Here is a 20,361-nt window from a genome sequence, read left to right on the forward strand (position 1 = left end):
TTTTCTTTGGGGAAGTTAGCTGGACAAACCCCGTAACCGGGCATAATCTTAATCAATCGATTGATTAATTTTTAAAACCGCCATGAATACGATTCCGACCACCACCAAAGGTGAACAGGCCAGAAGCCAGCTCATAGCCGCCGCGCTGGCGCAGTTTGGCGAGTATGGACTCCACGCCACCACGCGGGATATCGCCGCGCAGGCCGGACAAAACATCGCGGCCATTACCTACTATTTTGGCTCAAAAGAGGATCTTTATCTCGCCTGTGCGCAGTGGATCGCCGATTTCATCGGCGAGAATTTCCGCCCACACGTTGAGGAGGCAAGTGCGCTGCTCAGCCAGCCCTCACCCGACCGGGCCGCTATCCGCCAGCTGATCCTCAACGCCTGCCACAATATGATCCGCCTGCTGACGCACGACGACACTCTAAGCCTGAGCAAATTTATCTCCCGCGAGCAGCTCTCCCCCACTGCCGCCTACCAGCTGGTGCACAGCCAGGTGATTGACCCGATGCACGGCCATTTAACCCGCCTGATCGCCGCCTATACCGGTCAGGATGCGCACGACACCAACACCATTTTGCATACCCACGCCCTGCTGGGCGAAGTGCTCGCGTTTCGTCTGGGGCGAGAAACCATTTTGCTACGTACCGGCTGGACACAATTCGATGAGGATAAAGCCGCACAGATAAGCCAGGTCATTACCTGTCATGTTGACCTGATCCTGCAGGGTTTAACGCAAAGGAGCCTGAAGTCATGAAAAAACCTGTCGCCATCATTCTGGTGGTCGTTGTTCTGCTTGCTGCGGGCATCGGCGGCTGGCTGTGGTATCAAAGCCAGCAGGATCGCGGCCTGACGCTCTACGGCAACGTAGATATTCGCACCGTGAATATGAGCTTCCGCGTCGGGGGGCGACTTGCCTCACTCAACGTGGATGAAGGTGACGCCATCAAAACCGGCCAGACGCTGGGGATGCTGGATAAAGCGCCCTTCGAGAACGCCCTGATGCAGGCAAAGGCGGGCGTCTCCGTCGCGCAGGCGCAGTATGATTTGATGCAGGCTGGCTATCGTGATGAAGAGATCGCCCAGGCCACCGCCGCCGTCAGACAGGCGCAGGCGGCGTATGACTACGCGAAGAACTTCTATAACCGCCAGCAGGGGCTGTGGAAAAGCCGCACGATTTCTGCCAACGACCTGGAAAACGCGCGTTCGTCCCGCGATCAGGCTCAGGCGACGCTGAAATCGGCGCAGGATAAATTGAGCCAGTACCGCACCGGTAACCGCCCGCAGGATATCGCCCAGGCAAAAGCCAGCCTCGAGCAGGCGCAGGCGCAGCTGGCACAGGCGGAACTGGATCTGCGCGACACCACCCTGGTTGCCCCGTCCGACGGCACGCTGATGACCCGCGCCGTGGAGCCTGGCAGCATGCTGAGCGCGGGCAGCACCGTCTTAACGCTCTCCCTGACCCGCCCGGTGTGGGTACGCGCCTATATTGATGAGCCGAATCTCAGCCAGATGCAGCCGGGCCGCGAACTGCTGCTGTACACCGATGGCCGCCCGGACAAGCCGTACCACGGGAAGGTCGGCTTTGTCTCCCCCACCGCCGAGTTCACCCCGAAAACCGTTGAAACGCCGGACCTGCGCACCGATCTGGTCTACCGCCTGCGCATCATCGTGACCGATGCAGACGATGCGCTGCGCCAGGGCATGCCCGTGACCGTAAAACTCACCGACGGGGAACGACATGAATGACGCGGTTATCCAGCTCAATAATCTGGTCAAGCGCTTCGCCGGAATGGATAAACCCGCCGTCGCGCCGCTGAACTGCACGCTGCAAAAAGGCTACGTCACCGGGCTGGTTGGCCCGGACGGCGCGGGTAAAACCACGCTGATGCGCATGCTCGCGGGCCTGCTGAAGCCGGATGAAGGCTCGGCCAGCGTGCTCGGCCTCGATCCGATTAACGACGACGGTGCGCTCCACGCCATGCTGGGCTATATGCCGCAAAAGTTCGGTCTGTATGAAGACCTGACGGTGATGGAGAACCTTAATCTGTACGCCGACCTGCGCAGCGTGACCGGTGACACCCGGCAGAAAACCTTCGCCCGTCTGCTGGAGTTCACCTCGCTCGGGCCGTTTACCGACCGTCTGGCGGGGAAACTCTCCGGCGGGATGAAGCAGAAGCTTGGGCTGGCCTGTACCCTTGTAGGTGAGCCGAAGGTGCTGCTGCTTGATGAGCCCGGCGTCGGCGTCGACCCGATCTCGCGCCGTGAGCTCTGGCAGATGGTGCATGAGCTGGCGGGCGACGGCATGTTAATCCTGTGGAGTACCTCCTACCTCGACGAAGCCGAGCAGTGCCGCGACGTGCTGCTGATGAACGAGGGAGAGTTGCTCTATCAGGGCGAGCCCACCGCGCTGACGCAGAGCATGGCCGGGCGCAGCTTTCTGCTGCACAGCCCGCAGGAGACCAACCGCCAGCTGCTGCAGCGGGTCCTGAAACTGCCGCAGGTCAGCGACGGCATGATTCAGGGTCGTTCGGTGCGCGTGATCCTCAAAAAAGAGGCGACTCCCGACGATATCCGCCAGGCCCAGGGCATGCCCGAGATTGAGATAAACGAAACCGCCCCACGCTTCGAGGATGCGTTTATCGACCTGCTCGGCGGTGCGGGAACGTCGGAATCCCCGCTGGCCGCTATTCTGCATACGGTCGAGGGCACGGCGGGTGAAACGGTGATCGAGGCGAAATCGCTCACCAAAAAATTCGGTGATTTTGCCGCGACGGATAACGTTAACTTCACGGTGAAGCGTGGCGAGATTTTTGGCCTGCTGGGGCCAAACGGCGCGGGAAAATCCACAACCTTTAAAATGATGTGCGGCCTGCTGGTGCCTACCTCCGGCAAAGCGCTGGTGCTGGATATGGACCTCAAGGTCAGTTCCGGCAAGGCGCGCCAGCACCTCGGCTATATGGCACAGAAGTTTTCGCTCTACGGCAACCTGACGGTCGAGCAAAACTTGCGCTTTTTCTCCGGCGTCTATGGCCTGCGGGGACGGGCGCAGAACGAAAAAATCAGCCGCATGCGCGACGCGTTTGGCCTGACCAGCATTGCCTCCCACGCCACCGACGAACTGCCGCTCGGCTTTAAGCAACGCCTCGCCCTGGCCTGCTCGCTGATGCACGAGCCGGATATTCTGTTTCTCGATGAACCGACGTCGGGCGTTGACCCGCTCACCCGCCGCGAGTTCTGGCTGCACATCAACAGCATGGTGGAAAAAGGCGTGACGGTGATGGTCACCACCCACTTTATGGACGAGGCGGAGTATTGCGACCGTATCGGGCTGGTCTATCGCGGCAAGCTCATCGCTCACGGCACGCCGGACGATCTCAAAGCGCAGGCCGCCGATGATGACGTCCCGGACCCGACCATGGAGCAGGCGTTTATCACCCTCATCCACGACTGGGATAAGGAGAATGCTCATGCGCAGTAACGCCATTTCGTGGCGCAGGGTGCGCGCGCTGTGCGTCAAAGAGACGCGGCAGATTGTGCGCGACCCGAGCAGCTGGCTCATTGCAGTGGTGATCCCCCTGCTGCTGCTGTTTATCTTTGGCTACGGAATTAACCTCGACTCCAGCAAGCTGCGGGTCGGGGTGTTGCTGGAGCAGCAGAGCAAAGAGGCGCTGGATTTTACCCACGCCCTGACCGGCTCGCCCTACATTGACGCGACGATTAGCGACAACCGCCAGGAACTGATCCAGAAGATGCAGGCCGGGAAAATACGCGGGCTGATCGTCATTCCGGTGGATTTTGCCGCCAACATGGCGCGCGCCGGAACCGAGGCGCCCATCCAGGTGATTACCGACGGCAGCGAGCCTAACACCGCCAACTTCGTGCAGGGCTACGCGGAGGGGATCTGGCAGCTGTGGCAAATGCAGCGCGCCGAGGATCGCGGCGAAACGTTCGAGCCCCTGATCGACGTGCAGACACGCTACTGGTTTAACCCCGCCGCCATCAGCCAGCACTTTATTATTCCCGGTGCGGTGACCATCATCATGACGGTGATTGGCGCGATCCTCACCTCGCTGGTGATTGCCCGCGAGTGGGAGCGCGGCACCATGGAGGCGCTGCTCTCAACCGAGGTCACGCGGGTGGAGCTGCTGCTCTGCAAGCTGATCCCCTACTATTTCCTCGGCATGCTGGCGATGCTGCTCTGTATGCTGGTGTCAGTCTTTATCCTCGGCGTGCCATACCGCGGCTCGCTGGTGCTGCTGTTCCTGATCACCAGCCTGTTTTTGCTGAGCACGCTCGGCATGGGACTGCTGATCTCCACCGTCACCCGCAACCAGTTTAACGCCGCGCAGGTGGCGCTGAACGCCGCGTTCCTGCCGTCGATTATGCTGTCCGGTTTTATCTTCCAGATAGACAGCATGCCTGCGGCCATCCGGGTGGTGACCTATATCATTCCGGCGCGCTACTTCGTGAGTACCTTACAGAGCCTGTTCCTTGCCGGGAATATTCCGGCGGTGCTGATTATCAACATCCTGTTTTTGATGGGGTCGGCCGTGATGTTCATCGGCCTGACGTGGATGAAGACCAAACGGCGATTAGATTAGCCAACGGATTTTGTAGGTCGGGTAAGCGTACGCGCCACCCGACAGGAGGACGACACAATGTTTCACCGGTTATGGACATTGATCCGCAAAGAGCTGCAGTCGCTGCTGCGCGAGCCGCAGACGCGCGCGATACTGGTACTGCCGGTATTAATTCAGGTACTGCTGTTCCCGTTTGCCGCCACGCTTGAAGTGACCAACGCCACCATCGCGATTTATAACGAGGACAGCGGCAAACATTCCATTGAGCTGACCCAGCGTTTCGCCCGCGCGAAAGCCTTTACGCACGTGCTGCTGCTAAAAAGCCCGCAGGAGATCCAGCCGACCATCGATACCCAGAAAGCGCTGCTGCTGGTGCGTTTCCCGGCCGACTTCTCGCGCAATCTCGACACCTTCCAGACCGCGCCGATGCAGCTCATCCTCGACGGGCGCAACTCCAACAGCGCCCAGATTGCGGCCAATTATCTGCAGCAGGTGGTGAAGGATTATCAGCAGGAGCTGATGGCGGGCAAACCCAAACCCAAACCCAACAACAGCGAGCTGGTGGTTCGGAACTGGTATAACCCGAACCTCGACTACAAATGGTTTGTGGTGCCGTCGCTGATCGCCATGATCACCACCATCGGCGTGATGATCGTCACTTCGCTCTCCGTGGCGCGCGAGCGCGAGCAAGGCACGCTCGATCAGCTGCTGGTCTCACCGCTGGCAACCTGGCAAATCTTCGTCGGCAAAGCGATTCCGGCGCTGATTGTTGCCACCTTCCAGGCCACCATTGTGCTGGGCGTCGGGATTTGGGCATACCAGATCCCCTTCGCCGGATCGCTGGCGCTGTTTTACTTCACCATGGTGATTTACGGGCTGTCGCTGGTCGGGTTTGGCCTGCTCATCTCGGCGCTCTGCTCCACGCAGCAGCAGGCGTTTATCGGGGTATTCGTCTTTATGATGCCGGCGATATTGCTTTCGGGGTACGTCTCACCGGTAGAGAACATGCCGGTCTGGTTACAGGATCTGACGTGGATAAACCCGATTCGACACTTTACGGATATCACCAAGCAGATCTACCTGAAGGATGCGAGTCTGGACATTGTCTGGGGAAGTTTATGGCCGCTACTGGTCATCGCGGCCACGACGGGTTCAGTGGCCTATGCGATGTTTAGACGAAACATCGCGTAGCTTTTTCTCTTTGGTCAGTAACGAGACCACCGCAGGCCCTGCGAGGATTGCCAGACCCGCCAGGGCCAGCAGCAGGTTGTTTTGCAGCACGCGCGACAGCAGCCACAGGACGATCATCGCCGCACCAAAATACCAGGTGGTGGTCAGCTCCTCGAGCACATCACCCACTTCGCGCCAGCGTGCTTCATGGTGACGCTGCAAAAACAGCATCGACAGCACGGTCACGCCGTAAACCACACACAGGCCTAAGCCAACACGCACCAGCGTACCGCTCATCCAGCCCATCACCAGTACGGCCACGACCAGTAAATGCAACATTATCTGCCAGCAACTCAGTCCCGTTGCGACACGAACGCGTTGTTGCCACTTCATGGCTTCTCTCCTGAAGGATTTTTCTCTGCTAATTCAGACTACCGCACTTTACGGAAAATTCCGTAACGCCGCATCTTTTTGTGACGACGACTACACTTTATTTTCATCAGGATAGTGACGCTGGCAGGAGTGTATGACCAATAAAAAACAGCATTTCTCACTTAAGGTGTTGACGATTAATATTCATAAAGGCTTCACAGCATTTAATCGCCGCTTCATTTTACCGGAACTGCGCGACGCTGTACGCACCGTCAGCGCGGATATTGTCTGCCTGCAGGAGGTGATGGGCGCGCACGAAGTGCATCCGATGCACGTAGAAAACTGGCCCGATACGCCCCACTACGAATTTCTGGCGGATACTATGTGGAGCGATTACGCCTACGGGCGCAACGCGGTTTACCCGGAAGGGCATCACGGCAATGCGGTGCTGTCGCGTTTTCCCATTGAGCATTACGAAAACCGCGACGTCTCCGTCGGTGAAAGTGAAAAACGTGGGCTGCTTTACTGCCGTATCGCCCCGCCGGATCTGACATTCCCCATCCACGTAGGCTGTGTGCATCTCGGCCTGCGGGAGGCGCACCGCCAGGCGCAGCTGCAGATGCTCGCCGAGTGGACCAACGCCCTGCCGGAAGGCGAGCCGGTGGTGGTCGCGGGCGATTTCAACGACTGGCGGCAGCGGGCGAATCATCCGCTGAAGGCCGAAGCCGGGCTGGAGGAGATATTCACCCGCGCCCACGGCAGGCCAGCGCGCACGTTCCCGGTGCGCTTTCCCCTGCTGCGCCTTGACCGCATCTACGTAAAAAATGCTCACGCCAGCAGCCCAACCGCGCTGGCGCTTCTTAACTGGCGACATCTGTCTGACCATGCCCCGCTCAGCGCGGAGATACACCTATGAAATGTACATGGCAGGAAGGAAACCGTATTACGCTGCTGGAAAATGGTGATAACTATTATCCGGCCGTCTTTGAGGCTATCGATCGCGCCCGGCAGAGGGTGATCCTTGAAACTTTTATCTGGTTCGAAGACGACGTTGGCAAGCAACTGCACAGCGTATTGCTGCGCGCCGCCCAGCGCGGTATCAAAATCGAAGTGCTGCTCGACGGCTACGGTTCGCCCGACCTCAGCAAAGAGTTTGTCAGCGAACTGACCTCCGCTGGGGTGGTATTCCGTTACTACGATCCCGGCCCGCGCCTGTTTGGCATGCGCACCAACCTTTTCCGCCGTATGCACCGCAAAATTGTGGTGATCGATGAGACCGTGGCGTTTGTCGGCGGCATTAACTACTCCGCCGAGCACATGTCGGACTACGGTCCTGAGGCCAAGCAGGACTATGCCATTCGGATCGAAGGCCCGGTGGTGCAGGATATTTTGCTGTTTGAACTGGAGAACCTGCCCGGAAAAGAGGCAGTGCGCCGCTGGTGGCGACGCCGTCATCGCCCGGAAGAGAACCGCCATCCCGGCGAGGCCCAGGCGCTGTTTGTCTGGCGCGATAACGGCGAGCACCGGGACGATATCGAACGCCACTACCTGAAGATGCTGGCGAACGCGAAGCGCGAGGTGATTATCGCCAACGCCTACTTCTTCCCCGGCTACCGCCTGCTGCACGCTATGCGCAGCGCCGCACGCCGTGGGGTACGCGTGAAGCTAATCGTTCAGGGCGAGCCGGATATGCCGATTGTGAAGGTGGGCGCGCGCCTGCTCTATAACTATCTGGTGAAAGGCGGCGTGCAGATATACGAATATCGCCGCCGACCGCTGCACGGCAAGGTGGCACTCATGGACGATCACTGGGCGACCGTCGGCTCCAGCAACCTCGACCCGCTGAGTTTGTCCCTTAACCTGGAAGCCAACCTGATCATCCACGACCGTCAGTTTAACCACACCCTGCGAGAGAACCTTCACGGACTTATCGTCAACGACTGTGTGCGGGTGGATGAAACCATGGTGCCCAAACGCACATGGTGGAACCTGGGCATCGGCGTGGTGGTGTTCCACTTCCTGCGCCACTTCCCGGCCATGGTAGGCTGGCTGCCTGCGCATACCCCAAAACTTGAACTGGTGGACCCACCGGTGCAGCCCGAAATGGAAACCCAGGACCGCGTAGAAGCGGAAAATGGAGGGAAAACCTGATGTCAAAATCCCATCCCCGCTGGCGTCTGGCGAAGAAGATCCTCACCTGGCTGTTCTTTATTGCCGTCGCCGTGCTGCTGGTCGTGTATGCCCAGAAAGTTGACTGGGAAGAGGTCTGGAAGGTAATTCGCAACTATAACCGCATGGTGCTGCTGAGCGCCGTCGGGCTGGTGATTGTGAGTTATCTGATGTACGGCTGCTATGACCTGCTAGGACGCGCCTACTGCGGCCATAAGCTGGCCAAACGCCAGGTGATGCTGGTGTCGTTTATCTGCTACGCCTTTAACCTGACGCTCAGCACCTGGGTCGGTGGGATTGGCATGCGCTATCGCCTTTACTCGCGCCTCGGGCTGCCGGGCGGCACCATCACCCGCATTTTCTCGCTGAGTATTACCACCAACTGGCTGGGCTATATTCTGCTCGGCGGGGTGATATTCACTGTCGGCGTGGTGCAGCTCCCGGCGCACTGGTATATCGACGAAGCCACGCTGCGTATTCTGGGTGTAGTGCTGCTGCTGATCATTGCCGTGTATCTCTGGGCCTGCGCATTTGCCAAACGTCGCCATATCACCATCAAAAAGCAAAAGCTGGTGCTGCCGTCGTGGAAATTTGCGGTTCTGCAAATGGCGGTCTCCAGCGCGAACTGGATGGCGATGGGGGCCATTATCTGGCTGCTGATTGGCGAAGACGTGAATTACTTCTTCGTGCTCGGCGTGCTGCTGGTGAGCAGTATTGCCGGGGTTATCGTGCACATTCCCGCCGGGATCGGCGTGCTGGAGGCGGTGTTTATTGCGCTGCTTGCCGGAGAGCATGTCTCGCAGGGAGCCATTATTGCCGCCCTGCTTGCGTATCGCATGATCTACTACTTCCTGCCGCTGGCGCTGGCCACGGTGTGCTATCTGGCTCTGGAAAGTCGTGCGAAGAAGCTGCGGGCGAAAAACGAGAAGGCGATGGCGAAATAAAAGCAAAACGGCAACCTTGTTGCCGTTTTTAGTGTGTGTTCCCTCTCCCGTGGGAGAGGGTCAGGGTGAGGGCATCAGACCGCACCGTCACCCGTGAAAAACTTATCGACGATTCCCCAGAATACGCAGCAGCATCAGGAACAGGTTGATAAAGTCCAGATACAGCGTCAGCGCGCCAAGAATGGAGTATTTGCGCAGGGTGGTGCCGTCGCGCACGTCAATCTGGTTGCCAATGTTTTTCAGCTTCTGCGTGTCGTACGCCGTCAGCCCCACAAAGACCACCACGCCGATATAGGTCACGGCCCACATCAGCGCCTCGCTTTTGAGCCACAGGTTGACCAGCGACGCCAGCACAATCCCAATCAGCCCCATAAACAGCATGCTGCCTAAACCGCTCAGGTCACGTTTGGTGGTGTAACCGTAAAGACTCATCGCACCGAACATTCCCCCGGCCACCACGAAGGTGCTGGCGATGGAAGAGTAGGTATAAACGATGAAGATGCTGGAGAGCGTCAGCCCCGTCAGCGCCGAATAGAGCATAAAGAGCGTGGTCGCCATGCCAGCGCTGAGCTTATGCACCAGCCCTGAAAGCACGAATACCAATGCCAGCTGCGCGATAATCAACCCAAAGAAGGTGATTTTGCTGGAGAAGATAAACATCATCAGCTCGGGTGTGTTTGCCGCATACCACGCGATAAACGCGGTCAACAGCAGGCCGACCGTCATCCAGCCGTAAACCTGAGCCATATACGTCTGCAGGCCGCTACGGGTCTGCTGTACTATCGAATCGGAACGCGGAAATCGGTCCATGATTCACTCCTGATTAAGTAGAGACACACGTTAAGACTAACACATCTGCGTCAACCTGTTACCAACGGCTGGCGGCCTGTTTGTCGCTGTCGCGCGACTCTACCCAGCGGTCGCCTTCCGGCGTCGCTTCACGCTTCCAGAACGGGGCTTTTGTTTTGAGGTAATCCATAATGAACTCCCCCGCCGCAAAGGCGCTGCTGCGGTGTGCGCTGGTCACGCCAACAAACACAATCTCTTCGCCCGGCCACATTTCGCCGATGCGATGGATAACCGTGACGCGCCCGAGCGGCCAGCGGCCCCGCGCTTCAACGACGATCTCCGCGAGGGATTTCTCGGTCATGCCCGGATAGTGCTCCAGGGTTAACGCCTTGACGCTGTCGCCGAGGTTATGGTTACGCACTTTGCCGGTAAAGGTGACGACAGCGCCATCTTCATCGCGCTCGGCCAGCCAGGCATATTCCGTGCCGACGTTAAAGCGGTCGGGGCTGACCAGAATTCGGGTGTCGTCCATATCAGCCCCCCGTGACGGGCGGGAAGAACGCCACTTCATCACCCGCCGTCAGCGGATGGCTAAACTCAACCAGCGTCTGGTTAACGGCGGCCAGCAGCTTGCCTTCGTCCAGCGCCAGCGCCCAGCGATCGCCCTGTGCCGCAAGGTGCGCGCGCAGCGCGGCTACGTTTTCAAAGGGGGTATCAAGCGTCAGACTGTCGGTATCAACCAGCTCACGAACCTGCGCAAAAAAGAGCACCTTAATCATGGCTGTCCACCTTAAAATCACCGGATTTGCCGCCGCTTTTCGCCAGCAGGCGAACCGGGCCAATAACCATATCTTTCTGCACGGCCTTGCACATGTCGTAGATGGTCAACGCCGCAACGGAGGCCGCCGTCAACGCTTCCATCTCCACGCCGGTTTTACCGGTTAAGCGACAAAGCGACTCAATGCGCACGCGGCTGTGTTCCGGCTGCGCCTGCAGATTGACTTCAACCTTGCTGAGCATCAGCGGGTGGCAGAGCGGGATTAACTCCCAGGTGCGTTTTGCCGCCTGAATACCGGCAATGCGGGCGGTGGCAAAGACGTCGCCCTTGTGGTGGCTACCGTCAATGATCATTGCCAGGGTGTCTGGCAGCATGGTGACAAAGGCTTCGGCACGCGCTTCGCGCACCGTTTCCGCTTTGGCAGAGACGTCGACCATATGCGCTTCGCCAGCGGCGTTAATGTGGGTCAGTTGCGACATAGCTTATTTCTTCAAATGAGGATGGAAATTACACGGACGGGTACGGGCATCAAGCTGTGGCGCGATGATGTTCTCCCACGCGGTACGGCAGGCTTTGGTCGAGCCTGGCATGGCGAAAATCAGCGTCTTATTGGCGATCCCCGCCACGGCGCGGGACTGCAGCGTGGAGGTGCCAATCTCTTCAAACGAGAGCATACGGAACACTTCACCAAATCCTTCTACTTCGCGGTCAAACAGCGGCAGCAACGCTTCCGGGGCCTGGTCGCCCGCGGTGAAACCGGTGCCGCCGGTAATCAGCACCACCTGCACTTCATCGCTGGCGATCCACTGTGACACCTGCGCGCGAATGGCGTAGCGGTTCTCTTTCACAATGGCTTTATCCACGATCTGGTGCCCGGCGTCGTGCGCCGCGTCGCGCAGCCAGTGGCCGGAGGTGTCGTCCTCTTCGCCACGGCGCTCGGAAACGGTAAGAATGGCAATGCGTGTCGGGATAAATTCTGCGCTTACCTGACTCATCTTCTGGTTCCTTCTTAAAGCTGATTACCCGCCAATGTAGGACAGGTTCTGAGTAATACCGGTGTTGCCCTGATGCAGGAAGTGGGTCTGCTTTTTGTGCGTCAGCGCCTCGGAAATACGCGCTTCAAGCGCCTCCTGCTGAGCATCGTTCTCCAGCAGATCGCGCAGATCCACACCGCCGTCGCCGAACAGGCACAAATGCAGTTTGCCGATGGACGAGACGCGCAGGCGGTTGCAGCTGGCGCAGAAGTCTTTTTCATACGGCATGATAAGCCCTATTTCCCCTTCGTAATCGGGGTGACAAAAGACCTGCGCCGGGCCATCGCTGCGCTGGCGGATCTGGTGGATCCAGCCGCGTCGCAGCAGCGCGTCGCGCAGCACCATGCCGGAAATATGATGGCGGCGGAACAGTTCGCTGCCTTCGCCGGTTTCCATCAGCTCAATAAAACGCAGTTGAATGCGGCGCGGTTTGATCCACGCCAGGAAGGTGTCCAGCTGGTGATGGTTCACATCACGCATCAGAACCGTGTTGACTTTGACTTTATCGAAACCGGCTGCAAACGCCGCGTCAATGCCGTCCATAACCTGACGGAACTTGTCCTGTCCGGTGATGGCGTGAAACTGGCGCGCGTCGAGGCTGTCCACGCTGACGTTAATCGCCGTCAGGCCCGCATCGCGCCAGGCCGCCACGTCACGGGCCATACGGTAGCCGTTAGTGGTCACGGCAATTTGCCGGATGCGCTCATTTTCGCGCACGGCGGCAATAATGTCGGGGAAATCGCGACGCAGAGAAGGCTCACCGCCGGTCAGACGGACTTTTTCAGTACCGAGTTCTGAGAACGCGCGCGTAACGCGACGCACTTCATCGACGGAGAGAAAACCGTTATTGGTGACGCTGCCCGGCTTGTAGCCGTCAGGCAGACAGTAGGTGCAACGGAAGTTGCACACATCGGTAATCGACAGACGTAAGTAGAAAAACTTACGCGCGAAAGCATCAGTAAGTTGTGAAGCCATGTACACCTTTCCAGATACGGGAGGCACAGTCATTTCTTTCTGTACCCTGGTGGCAATCCGCCACGGCCAGAGCGCCATATCTGTTCGACACAGGCGCTAAGGCTAGAGTGTATGTTTTCAAATTTGAAAACGTGGTTAAGGCGATAGTAGCGCGTAAATCACCACTTCGCCATTCTCGCTTTTCGCTATATAATTCTCTACATAACGTCACGATCGTGCATTTTAACGACAGAATACCTAAAAACCGCAATTTCGCATTGATTTACGTCATTATGCATCGGGTCAGCAATCGTCTTTTCGAGGTAGTTGGGTTACTGTTACGCGGTCAGAACCTCATAAGGAAAATAAATGCGCAATCGCACTTTTGCCGATCTTGACCGGGTGGTCGCTCTGGGCGGAGGCCACGGCCTGGGCAGGGTCATGTCCTCATTATCCTCACTCGGCTCGCGGCTGACAGGGATAGTGACAACGACGGATAACGGAGGCTCGACGGGACGGATCCGCCGTGCGGAAGGCGGGATTGCCTGGGGCGATATGCGCAACTGTCTGAATCAGTTAATCACCGAACCCAGCGTGGCGTCCGCCATGTTTGAGTACCGTTTTGGTGGAAATGGCGAGCTTTCGGGGCATAACCTCGGAAACCTGATGTTAAAGGCGCTGGACCACCTGAGCGTGCGCCCTCTCGAAGCGATCAATTTGATTCGTAATCTGCTGAAAGTGGATGCGTTTCTGATCCCCATGTCAGAGCAACCGGTCGATTTAATGGCGATCGATGCTGAAGGACATGAAGTGTATGGCGAAGTAAATATCGACCAGCTTCTGCTGCCGCCAAAAGAGCTCATGACCTACCCCAGCGTGCCGGCCACGCGGGAAGCCGTCGAGGCGATTGGCGAAGCGGATCTTATCCTGATTGGCCCCGGCAGTTTTTACACCAGCCTGATGCCGCTGTTACTGGTGAAGGAGCTGGCCCAGGCGCTGCGCAGAACGCCCGCACCGATGGTGTATATCGGTAACTTAGGCCGCGAACTCAGTCCGGCGGCAGCGAGCCTGTCGCTGGGGGACAAACTGGATCTGATGGAGCAGTACGTCGGCAAGAAAATCATCGACGGCGTGGTGGTGGGGCCAAAAGTGGATGTCTCCGGCATTGGCGATCGCGTGGTGGTGCAGGAGCCGCTGGAGGCGAGCGATATCAAATATCGCCACGACCGCCACCTGCTGCGCGACGCGCTGGAAAAGGCGATTCAGGCGTTAGGTTAGGTACGTTTTTGCGGCCTGATGCCCTCACCCACCGGGAGAGGGAAAAAGTAGGCCCGGTAAGCGCAGTGTCACCGGGCAAAAACCACTTACGATGCCGCGATGAACAGATCCCTCAGCTGATGCAGCTGGTCGCGGATTTGCGCGGCCTCCTCGAACTCCAGATTCTGCGCGTGCTGCATCATCTGCCCTTCCAGCTCGTGGATCTTCTGCTGCAACGCTTTCGGCGTCAGCGCGACGGTATCCTCTTCCACCACTGGACGGGCTTTCCCGCGCCCTTTGGTTTTGGTCTTCGCAATGTTCTGACCCAGCGCCAGAATATCCACCACTTTCTTGTTCAGACCCTGAGGCGTGATGCCGTGCTCTTCGTTGTAGCGCTGCTGCTTCTCGCGGCGACGTTCCGTTTCGCCAATCGCTTTCGCCATTGACGGGGTGATCTTATCGCCGTACAGGATGGCCTTACCGTTAACGTTACGGGCGGCACGGCCAATGGTCTGAATGAGTGAACGTTCAGAACGCAGGAAGCCCTCTTTGTCGGCGTCGAGGATCGCAACCAGCGACACCTCTGGCATGTCCAGGCCTTCTCGCAGAAGGTTGATCCCCACCAGCACGTCAAACTCGCCAAGGCGCAGGTCGCGGATGATCTCCATACGCTCAACGGTATCGATGTCCGAGTGCAGATACCGCACCTTCTCGCCGTGCTCTTCCAGATATTCGGTCAGGTCTTCGGCCATACGTTTGGTCAGCGTGGTGACCAGTACGCGCTCGTTAATAGCGGAGCGGATACGGATCTCCGAGAGCAGATCGTCCACCTGGGTGGCGACAGGACGCACCTCGATAATCGGGTCGAGCAGCCCGGTCGGACGCACCACCTGATCAACCACATCCTCGCCGGATTTTTCCAGCTCGTAGTTGCCCGGCGTTGCCGACACGTAGATGGTTTGCGGCGCGAGGGCCTCAAACTCTTCAAACTTCATCGGGCGGTTATCCAGCGCCGACGGTAGGCGGAAGCCATACTCCACCAGCGTCTCTTTACGCGCGCGGTCGCCGCGATACATCCCGCCGATTTGCGGGATGGTGACGTGGGATTCGTCGATCACCAGCAGGCCATCCGCAGGAAGATAGTCAAACAGCGTCGGCGGTGCTTCGCCCGGCCCGCGCCCGGAGAGGTAGCGCGAGTAGTTTTCGATGCCTGAGCAGTAGCCCAGCTCGTTCATCATCTCCAGGTCAAACTGGGTTCGCTGGCTTAAACGCTGCTCTTCGAGCAGCTTATTGTTCGCCAGCAGCACCTTACGGCGGTCTGCCAGCTCGACCTTGATATCTTCCATCGCCTGCACGATACGCTCGCGCGGCGTGACGTAGTGCGTTTTAGGGTAGACGGTAAAGCGCTGGATTACTGATTCAATGTGCCCCGTCAGCGGGTCGAACAGCGACAGCCGCTCAACCTCTTCGTCGAACAGCTCCACGCGCAGGGCCATGTCGTCCGATTCCGCCGGGAAGATATCAATTACCTCGCCGCGCACGCGGAACGTGCCGCGCTGGAAAGCCTGGTCGTTGCGGGTGTACTGCAGCTCTGCCAGGCGGCGCAGGATCGCACGCTGGTCGATAATCATCCCCACCGTGAGGTGAAGCATCATCTTCAGGTACAGATCCGGGTCGCCCAGGCCGTAGATGGCCGAGACCGACGCGACCACCACCACATCACGCCGCTCAAGCAGCGCTTTGGTGGCCGACAGACGCATCTGTTCGATGTGTTCGTTCACTGAGGCATCTTTTTCGATAAAGGTGTCAGAGCTGGGAACGTAGGCTTCCGGCTGGTAGTAATCGTAGTAAGAGACGAAATACTCCACCGCGTTTTCCGGGAAGAACTCTTTCATCTCGCCGTAAAGCTGTGCCGCGAGGGTTTTGTTGGGTGCCAGCACCATGGTTGGGCGCTGCAGGTCGGCAATCACGTTGGCGACGGTAAAGGTTTTACCCGAGCCGGTCACCCCCAGCAGCGTCTGGTGTGCAAGCCCATCTTCCAGCCCCTCTTCCAGGCGGCGAATCGCCTCAGGCTGATCCCCCGATGGACGGAAAGCGGAATTCAATTTGAACGGTTTACTCATGGCAACGACCTGATGACGGATTTAGCGGCAGACGTGTAATTTTACTCCTTGTTGCCAGGATTGCCAGTAAAAAACACTGGATGAAAAACCAGTAGCATGTCAGGATATTTAGCATAGCAGCCGGATGATGAGCGTAAACCCGGTCGAAATTTCGACAGGGACGAGATAAAACACCAGCGTTCGCGGTTATCCCCAAAAATTTTCCTTTTTTAACATTTGTCAAGCTACGTAATGAAAGTTTTATGGCAGTGGATGACAGTTTAGTGACGGCAATTGCTTTTATCTAACAAGTTGATTAACAGAGGATATTTCCGAAAGCCGCGTTTCGCATCAATTCAGGCTTAAGCCGCGTATTCTCTCGCTTATCGCGTGTTTTCTAACTCTCATACACAAGGTTATCCACAGGAATAGTGGATAACTGCGTGCAGCCCATACAGACCGCCGCTCGGCAACGTCCCGGTTTTTCCCACGAAGCGGCTGCAAAAAAATTTTATCACCCTTTTTTGACGCGCAAGCGCGAGGTTTATCCTTATGGACTGGCGAGATCTTAATCACATTTCTGCAATGCGCTAAGGTCAAGGTATTTCCCGGTTTCAGCATTTTCTGCGTTGCCGCTGAGCCACGGGATCTCCCCCAGAAGCGGCGCGGGCAGCATTCGCTTAAGCGTTGCCAGATACTCCGGATGACGTTTGCCCGGTGCGACCACATCGTTCGCGATCCAGCCAGCCAGACGCAGGCCTGCCTGCTGCACGGCCTGCGCGGTCAACACCGCGTGGTTGATACAGCCAAGCTTAACGCCGACCACCAGAATTACCGGCAACCGCTCAGCCTCAACCCAGTCGGCAAAAGTTTGCTGCTCTGAGAGTGGCGTAAACCAGCCGCCCGCCCCTTCCACCAGCACCCAGTCCGCCTGTTCTTCCAGGGCACGCAGCCCGGCCGAGAGTACGTCAAACGCAATCGGACGCCCCTCGTCCGCGCTGATGATGTGCGGTGAGGTTGGCTCCGCGAAGGTATAGGGATTCACCGCCGCATAGGCCAGGTCGATACTGCTGTTACGCTGGAGCGCCAGCGCGTCGGTGTTACGCAGGCCTTCCGGCGTCATCTCGCTGCCGGAGGCCACAGGCTTAAACCCCGCGGTCTTTTTTCCCAGCCGACGGGCAGCCTGCAGCAGTGCCGCGCTGGCAACCGTTTTGCCCACTTCCGTATCCGTACCGGTCACAAAATAGCGTTCAGTCACGTTCGATAATCCCATGAAAAAGTTGATAAGAGAGCGGGAACGCGCCCCGCTGCTGTGGCCACGCCAGCCCCAGGCGCTGCAACTGACCGCGCGTGAGCGGTTTTTGCTCGCGCCCGGCGTGCAGGTGCGTTGCGCCAATGCCCTTGAGTGAGCGCATGGCGCTGAGGGCATCGCGGAAGTCCAACGTGACCGTTTGTACCCTGCTTCGGTAACGCCAGCCTGCCAGCGCCCTCAGCACCTCGTCGTGCGACAGGAAGCGGTTAGCGTGCGGACGATCGTCCACGGCTTTCCAGGCCTGATTAAGCTCCGGCAGAGAACTGTCGAGCAGGGTGGTAAACGCCACCTTGCCGCCTGGTTTCGCCACGCGATAAAGCTCCCCCAGCGCGTGCGGCAGGCTGCTACACCACTGCACCGCCAGATGGCTCCAGACCAGGTCGAATTGCCCGTCAGGCAGCGCGATGGCTTCAATATCGGCAACCAGATAGCGGTCAGCCGACTGCTGCTGGCGCGCCTCGTTGAGCATCTGCTCCGAAAGATCGAGCGCTGTCACCGTGCTTCCCGACTGCCGCCAGTAGCGGCTGTTCGCGCCCGGCCCGCATCCCGCATCCAGGACCTGCGCAAATTGACCGCCTCCCAGCGCGGCCAGCAGCCCTTGTGCGCTCTGGCGCTGCAGTTCGTCGTGCTGCGAGTAGCTTTGCGCCGCCCGGCCAAACGCGGCGGCGATGGCCTGCTTATTGACTGGCGTCATCGAGCGCCTCCAGCAGTGCGTCGATATCCTGCGACTCGTGGGCCGCCGTGAGGGTTAAGCGCAACCGCGCGGTGCCCGGCGGAACGGTGGGAGGCCGAATGGCGGTGACCCACATTCCGCGATCGCGCAGCGTCTGCGCCAGGCTCAGCGCCCGGCTGTTTTCCCCCACGATCACCGGCTGAATGGCGCTTTGAGACTCGGCTATCCTGTAGGGAAGCGAGCCTAAACCCCGGCGAAAACGCGCAATATGTTCAGCCAGACGCTGCCTGCGCTCCGCCCCTTCCGCGCACCGGATCACCGACAGCGATGCCGATAACGCCACGGCCTGTGCCGGAGGCATGCTGGTGCTGTAGATCAGGTGCCGGGCAAACTGTAAGAAATAATCCGCCACCGGATCGCTGCACAGCACCGCCGCCCCGCTCACGCCGAAGCCTTTGCCAAACGTCACGATCAGCAGTTCCGGCCTGACGCGCTGTTGATATGCGCTTCCGCGCCCCTCATCGCCCATTACCGCGATGCCGTGGGCATCGTCGACCAGTAGCCAGGCGTTATGCTTCCGGGCCGCGTCATGCAGGGCGCGCAGCGGTGCGCTGTCACCGTCCATGCTAAACACCCCTTCCGTGACCACCAGCTGCTGGCCGGCGCAAGGTTTCTGAAGCAGGGCGTGGAGGTGCCCGACGTCGTTATGCGTAAAGCGTCGCAACTGCGCCGGGCTTAACCCCGCCGCCTCCAGCAGCGAGGCGTGGCTTAGGCGGTCGGCGACAATCCGATCCTCTTTGCCCGTCATTGCCGCAATCACCGCCTGATTCGCGGCAAAGCCAGAGATAAACAGCAGCGCACGCGGGTAGCCCAGCCAGTCGGCCAGCTCCGCTTCCAGCGTCTGATGCGCCGTGGTGTAGCCGCTGACGTGGCCCGAACCGCCGCTGCCCACACCGTATCGCTCCGCCCCGCGTTGCCACGCGCGGATGACGTGTGGGTGCTGGCTGAGGCCGAGATAATCATTGCTGGAAAAATTGCAAAAGCGTTGGTTATCACGCGTGAGAAAACGGCCTGCGCCGTTCTCCACCACGCAGCGCACGCGCAACGCCTCCGCCGCCCGACGCTCGTCGAGCGCGGACTGGATACGTGCCTGCCAGGTCATACTGAGGCCGCGTTGTAAAACTGTTCCGTGTCGGCGTTGAAAATCTGCCGCTCCAGCATCTGCTGCTGTTCGTTATCCCCCGTCAGCACCTCGGTCTGATGCGATCTCAGGCCGAGTTTGCGGAACAGCTGGACGTCTTTGTCCTCTTCCGGGTTTGGCGTGGTCAGCAGCTTGCAGCCGTAGAAAATGGAGTTGGCGCCGGCCATAAAGCACATCGCCTGCGTCTGCTCGTTCATCTGCTCGCGTCCCGCCGAGAGGCGCACGTACGAGGTCGGCATCATGATGCGCGCAACGGCGATGGTGCGAATAAAATCAAAGGCGTCCACGTCGTCGTTATCCGCCAGCGGCGTCCCTTTCACCTTCACCAGCATGTTGATCGGCACGCTTTCCGGCGGTGTCGGCAGGTTAGCAAGCTGGAGCAGCAGGCCGGCACGATCTTTCACCGTCTCGCCCAGCCCCACGATCCCGCCCGAGCACACTTTGATGCCCGCATCACGCACCTTGTCCAGGGTATCCAGTCGCTCCTGATAGGTGCGCGTGGTGATGATGTTGCCATAAAACTCCGGCGAGGTGTCGAGGTTGTGGTTGTAGTAGTCCAGCCCGGCCGCAGACAGGCGCTGTGCCTGCTCGTCGTTCAGCGTGCCCAGCGTCATACAGGCTTCCAGCCCCATCTCCTTCACCCCTTTCACCATCTGCTCCAGATAGGGCATATCGCGGTCGTGCGGGTTCTTCCATGCCGCGCCCATGCAGAAGCGGGTGGAGCCTGCATTTTTGGCCTTACGCGCCGAGTCGAGCACCTGCTCTACCTCCATCAGACGCTCGGTTTCGAGACCGGTTTTGTAGCGGGCGCTCTGCGGGCAATATTTGCAGTCTTCCGGGCATGCGCCGGTCTTGATCGACAGCAGCGTGCTGACCTGCACATGGCGTGGGTCAAAGTGTTGACGGTGTACCTGCTGCGCTTCGAACATCAGCTCCAGGAAGGGTTTGTTGAATAACTCAGTGACTTGCGACATCGTCCAGCGTGGATGGTGAGCCATTTAGCGTCTCCAAAGGGTTTTG

The 20,361-nt window shown here is 58.8% G+C and carries 21 protein-coding genes and 1 riboswitch; of the genes, 9 read left to right on the top strand and 12 right to left on the bottom strand.

What is annotated here, in order from left to right; genetic code table 11:
• Positions 1-82 precede the first annotated feature (82 nt).
• Genes cecR through I6L58_RS05445 form a run of 5 tightly spaced genes read left to right on the top strand, consistent with a single transcriptional unit; the run spans position 83 to position 5,777 of the window.
• Positions 83-760 (top strand): transcriptional regulator CecR, encoded by a 678-nt coding sequence (cecR, locus tag I6L58_RS05425; RefSeq protein WP_088207637.1) that lies wholly within the window; start codon positions 83-85, stop codon positions 758-760.
• Positions 757-1,752 carry a secretion protein HlyD gene (hlyD, locus tag I6L58_RS05430; protein ID WP_088207638.1) on the top strand — a complete coding sequence of 332 codons (996 nt, stop codon included), beginning with the start codon at positions 757-759 and terminating at the stop codon, positions 1,750-1,752. The genes cecR and hlyD overlap by 4 nt, the downstream gene beginning before the upstream one ends.
• Positions 1,745-3,484 (top strand): ATP-binding cassette domain-containing protein, encoded by a 1,740-nt coding sequence (locus I6L58_RS05435; RefSeq protein ID WP_006177275.1) that lies wholly within the window; start codon positions 1,745-1,747, stop codon positions 3,482-3,484. The genes hlyD and I6L58_RS05435 overlap by 8 nt, the downstream gene beginning before the upstream one ends.
• Positions 3,474-4,607, top strand: coding sequence for an ABC transporter permease (locus I6L58_RS05440; RefSeq protein WP_042321052.1), 1,134 nt, complete (start codon positions 3,474-3,476; stop codon positions 4,605-4,607). Before I6L58_RS05435 ends, I6L58_RS05440 begins: the two co-directional genes overlap by 11 nt.
• 57 nt (positions 4,608-4,664) lie before the next feature.
• Positions 4,665-5,777 carry an ABC transporter permease gene (locus tag I6L58_RS05445; RefSeq protein WP_088207639.1) on the top strand — a complete coding sequence of 371 codons (1,113 nt, stop codon included), beginning with the start codon at positions 4,665-4,667 and terminating at the stop codon, positions 5,775-5,777.
• Here the strand turns inward: I6L58_RS05445 and I6L58_RS05450 are convergent.
• Positions 5,739-6,149 carry a YbhQ family protein gene (locus tag I6L58_RS05450; protein WP_006177272.1) on the bottom strand — a complete coding sequence of 137 codons (411 nt, stop codon included), beginning with the start codon at positions 6,147-6,149 and terminating at the stop codon, positions 5,739-5,741. The genes I6L58_RS05445 and I6L58_RS05450 overlap by 39 nt on opposite strands.
• 133 nt (positions 6,150-6,282) lie before the next feature.
• On the opposite strand from I6L58_RS05450, the gene I6L58_RS05455 reads away from it, so the two are divergent.
• Genes I6L58_RS05455 through I6L58_RS05465 form a run of 3 tightly spaced genes read left to right on the top strand, consistent with a single transcriptional unit; the run spans position 6,283 to position 9,241 of the window.
• Entirely contained in the window at positions 6,283-7,044 is a 762-nt protein-coding gene (locus I6L58_RS05455) for an endonuclease/exonuclease/phosphatase family protein (RefSeq protein WP_006177271.1), read from the top strand.
• Positions 7,041-8,279 carry a cardiolipin synthase ClsB gene (gene clsB, locus I6L58_RS05460; RefSeq protein ID WP_088207640.1) on the top strand — a complete coding sequence of 413 codons (1,239 nt, stop codon included), beginning with the start codon at positions 7,041-7,043 and terminating at the stop codon, positions 8,277-8,279. The genes I6L58_RS05455 and clsB overlap by 4 nt, the downstream gene beginning before the upstream one ends.
• A complete protein-coding gene (locus I6L58_RS05465) occupies positions 8,279-9,241 on the top strand; it encodes a lysylphosphatidylglycerol synthase domain-containing protein (protein ID WP_006177269.1) in 963 nt (320 codons plus the stop codon). Before clsB ends, I6L58_RS05465 begins: the two co-directional genes overlap by 1 nt.
• A gap of 102 nt (positions 9,242-9,343) precedes the next feature.
• On the opposite strand, the gene I6L58_RS05470 is transcribed toward I6L58_RS05465, so the two are convergent.
• The 6 genes from I6L58_RS05470 to moaA form a co-directional block, all read right to left on the bottom strand.
• Entirely contained in the window at positions 9,344-10,051 is a 708-nt protein-coding gene (locus I6L58_RS05470) for a Bax inhibitor-1/YccA family protein (RefSeq protein WP_006177268.1), read from the bottom strand.
• A 58-nt stretch (positions 10,052-10,109) separates the two neighbouring features.
• Positions 10,110-10,562 (bottom strand): molybdopterin synthase catalytic subunit MoaE, encoded by a 453-nt coding sequence (moaE, locus tag I6L58_RS05475; protein WP_006177267.1) that lies wholly within the window; start codon positions 10,560-10,562, stop codon positions 10,110-10,112.
• Between the two features lies 1 nt (position 10,563).
• Entirely contained in the window at positions 10,564-10,809 is a 246-nt protein-coding gene (gene moaD / locus I6L58_RS05480; protein WP_006177266.1) for a molybdopterin synthase sulfur carrier subunit, read from the bottom strand.
• Positions 10,802-11,287 (bottom strand): cyclic pyranopterin monophosphate synthase MoaC, encoded by a 486-nt coding sequence (gene moaC / locus I6L58_RS05485; protein ID WP_088207641.1) that lies wholly within the window; start codon positions 11,285-11,287, stop codon positions 10,802-10,804. Before moaC ends, moaD begins: the two co-directional genes overlap by 8 nt.
• 3 nt (positions 11,288-11,290) lie before the next feature.
• On the bottom strand, positions 11,291-11,803 hold the full coding sequence (gene moaB / locus I6L58_RS05490) for a molybdenum cofactor biosynthesis protein B (protein ID WP_006177264.1): 513 nt from the start codon (positions 11,801-11,803) through the stop codon (positions 11,291-11,293).
• A 24-nt stretch (positions 11,804-11,827) separates the two neighbouring features.
• Positions 11,828-12,817, bottom strand: coding sequence for a GTP 3',8-cyclase MoaA (gene moaA, locus I6L58_RS05495; RefSeq protein ID WP_042321047.1), 990 nt, complete (start codon positions 12,815-12,817; stop codon positions 11,828-11,830).
• A riboswitch (molybdenum cofactor riboswitch) is annotated at positions 12,805-12,939 on the bottom strand. (Overlaps the previous gene by 13 nt.)
• A gap of 226 nt (positions 12,940-13,165) precedes the next feature.
• Here moaA and yvcK point away from each other — a divergent pair.
• Positions 13,166-14,074 carry a uridine diphosphate-N-acetylglucosamine-binding protein YvcK gene (gene yvcK / locus I6L58_RS05500; protein ID WP_058610577.1) on the top strand — a complete coding sequence of 303 codons (909 nt, stop codon included), beginning with the start codon at positions 13,166-13,168 and terminating at the stop codon, positions 14,072-14,074.
• Between the two features lie 86 nt (positions 14,075-14,160).
• On the opposite strand, the gene uvrB is transcribed toward yvcK, so the two are convergent.
• The 5 genes from uvrB to bioB all read right to left on the bottom strand — a co-directional run bounded on the left by uvrB (position 14,161) and on the right by bioB (position 20,339).
• Positions 14,161-16,176, bottom strand: a complete 2,016-nt coding sequence (gene uvrB, locus I6L58_RS05505; RefSeq protein WP_088207642.1) for an excinuclease ABC subunit UvrB — start codon at positions 16,174-16,176, stop codon at positions 14,161-14,163.
• 547 nt (positions 16,177-16,723) lie between these two features.
• Positions 16,724-17,413 carry a dethiobiotin synthase gene (bioD, locus tag I6L58_RS05510; protein WP_176399409.1) on the bottom strand — a complete coding sequence of 230 codons (690 nt, stop codon included), beginning with the start codon at positions 17,411-17,413 and terminating at the stop codon, positions 16,724-16,726.
• On the bottom strand, positions 17,406-18,161 hold the full coding sequence (gene bioC, locus I6L58_RS05515) for a malonyl-ACP O-methyltransferase BioC (RefSeq protein ID WP_088207644.1): 756 nt from the start codon (positions 18,159-18,161) through the stop codon (positions 17,406-17,408). The genes bioD and bioC overlap by 8 nt, the downstream gene beginning before the upstream one ends.
• Positions 18,145-19,302 (bottom strand): 8-amino-7-oxononanoate synthase, encoded by a 1,158-nt coding sequence (gene bioF, locus I6L58_RS05520; RefSeq protein WP_088207645.1) that lies wholly within the window; start codon positions 19,300-19,302, stop codon positions 18,145-18,147. Before bioF ends, bioC begins: the two co-directional genes overlap by 17 nt.
• A complete protein-coding gene (gene bioB / locus I6L58_RS05525) occupies positions 19,299-20,339 on the bottom strand; it encodes a biotin synthase BioB (RefSeq protein ID WP_071599723.1) in 1,041 nt (346 codons plus the stop codon). Before bioB ends, bioF begins: the two co-directional genes overlap by 4 nt.
• Positions 20,340-20,361 lie beyond the last annotated feature (22 nt).

The organism is Enterobacter cancerogenus, from assembly GCF_019047785.1.
Taxonomy (GTDB): Bacteria; Pseudomonadota; Gammaproteobacteria; order Enterobacterales; family Enterobacteriaceae; genus Enterobacter; species Enterobacter cancerogenus.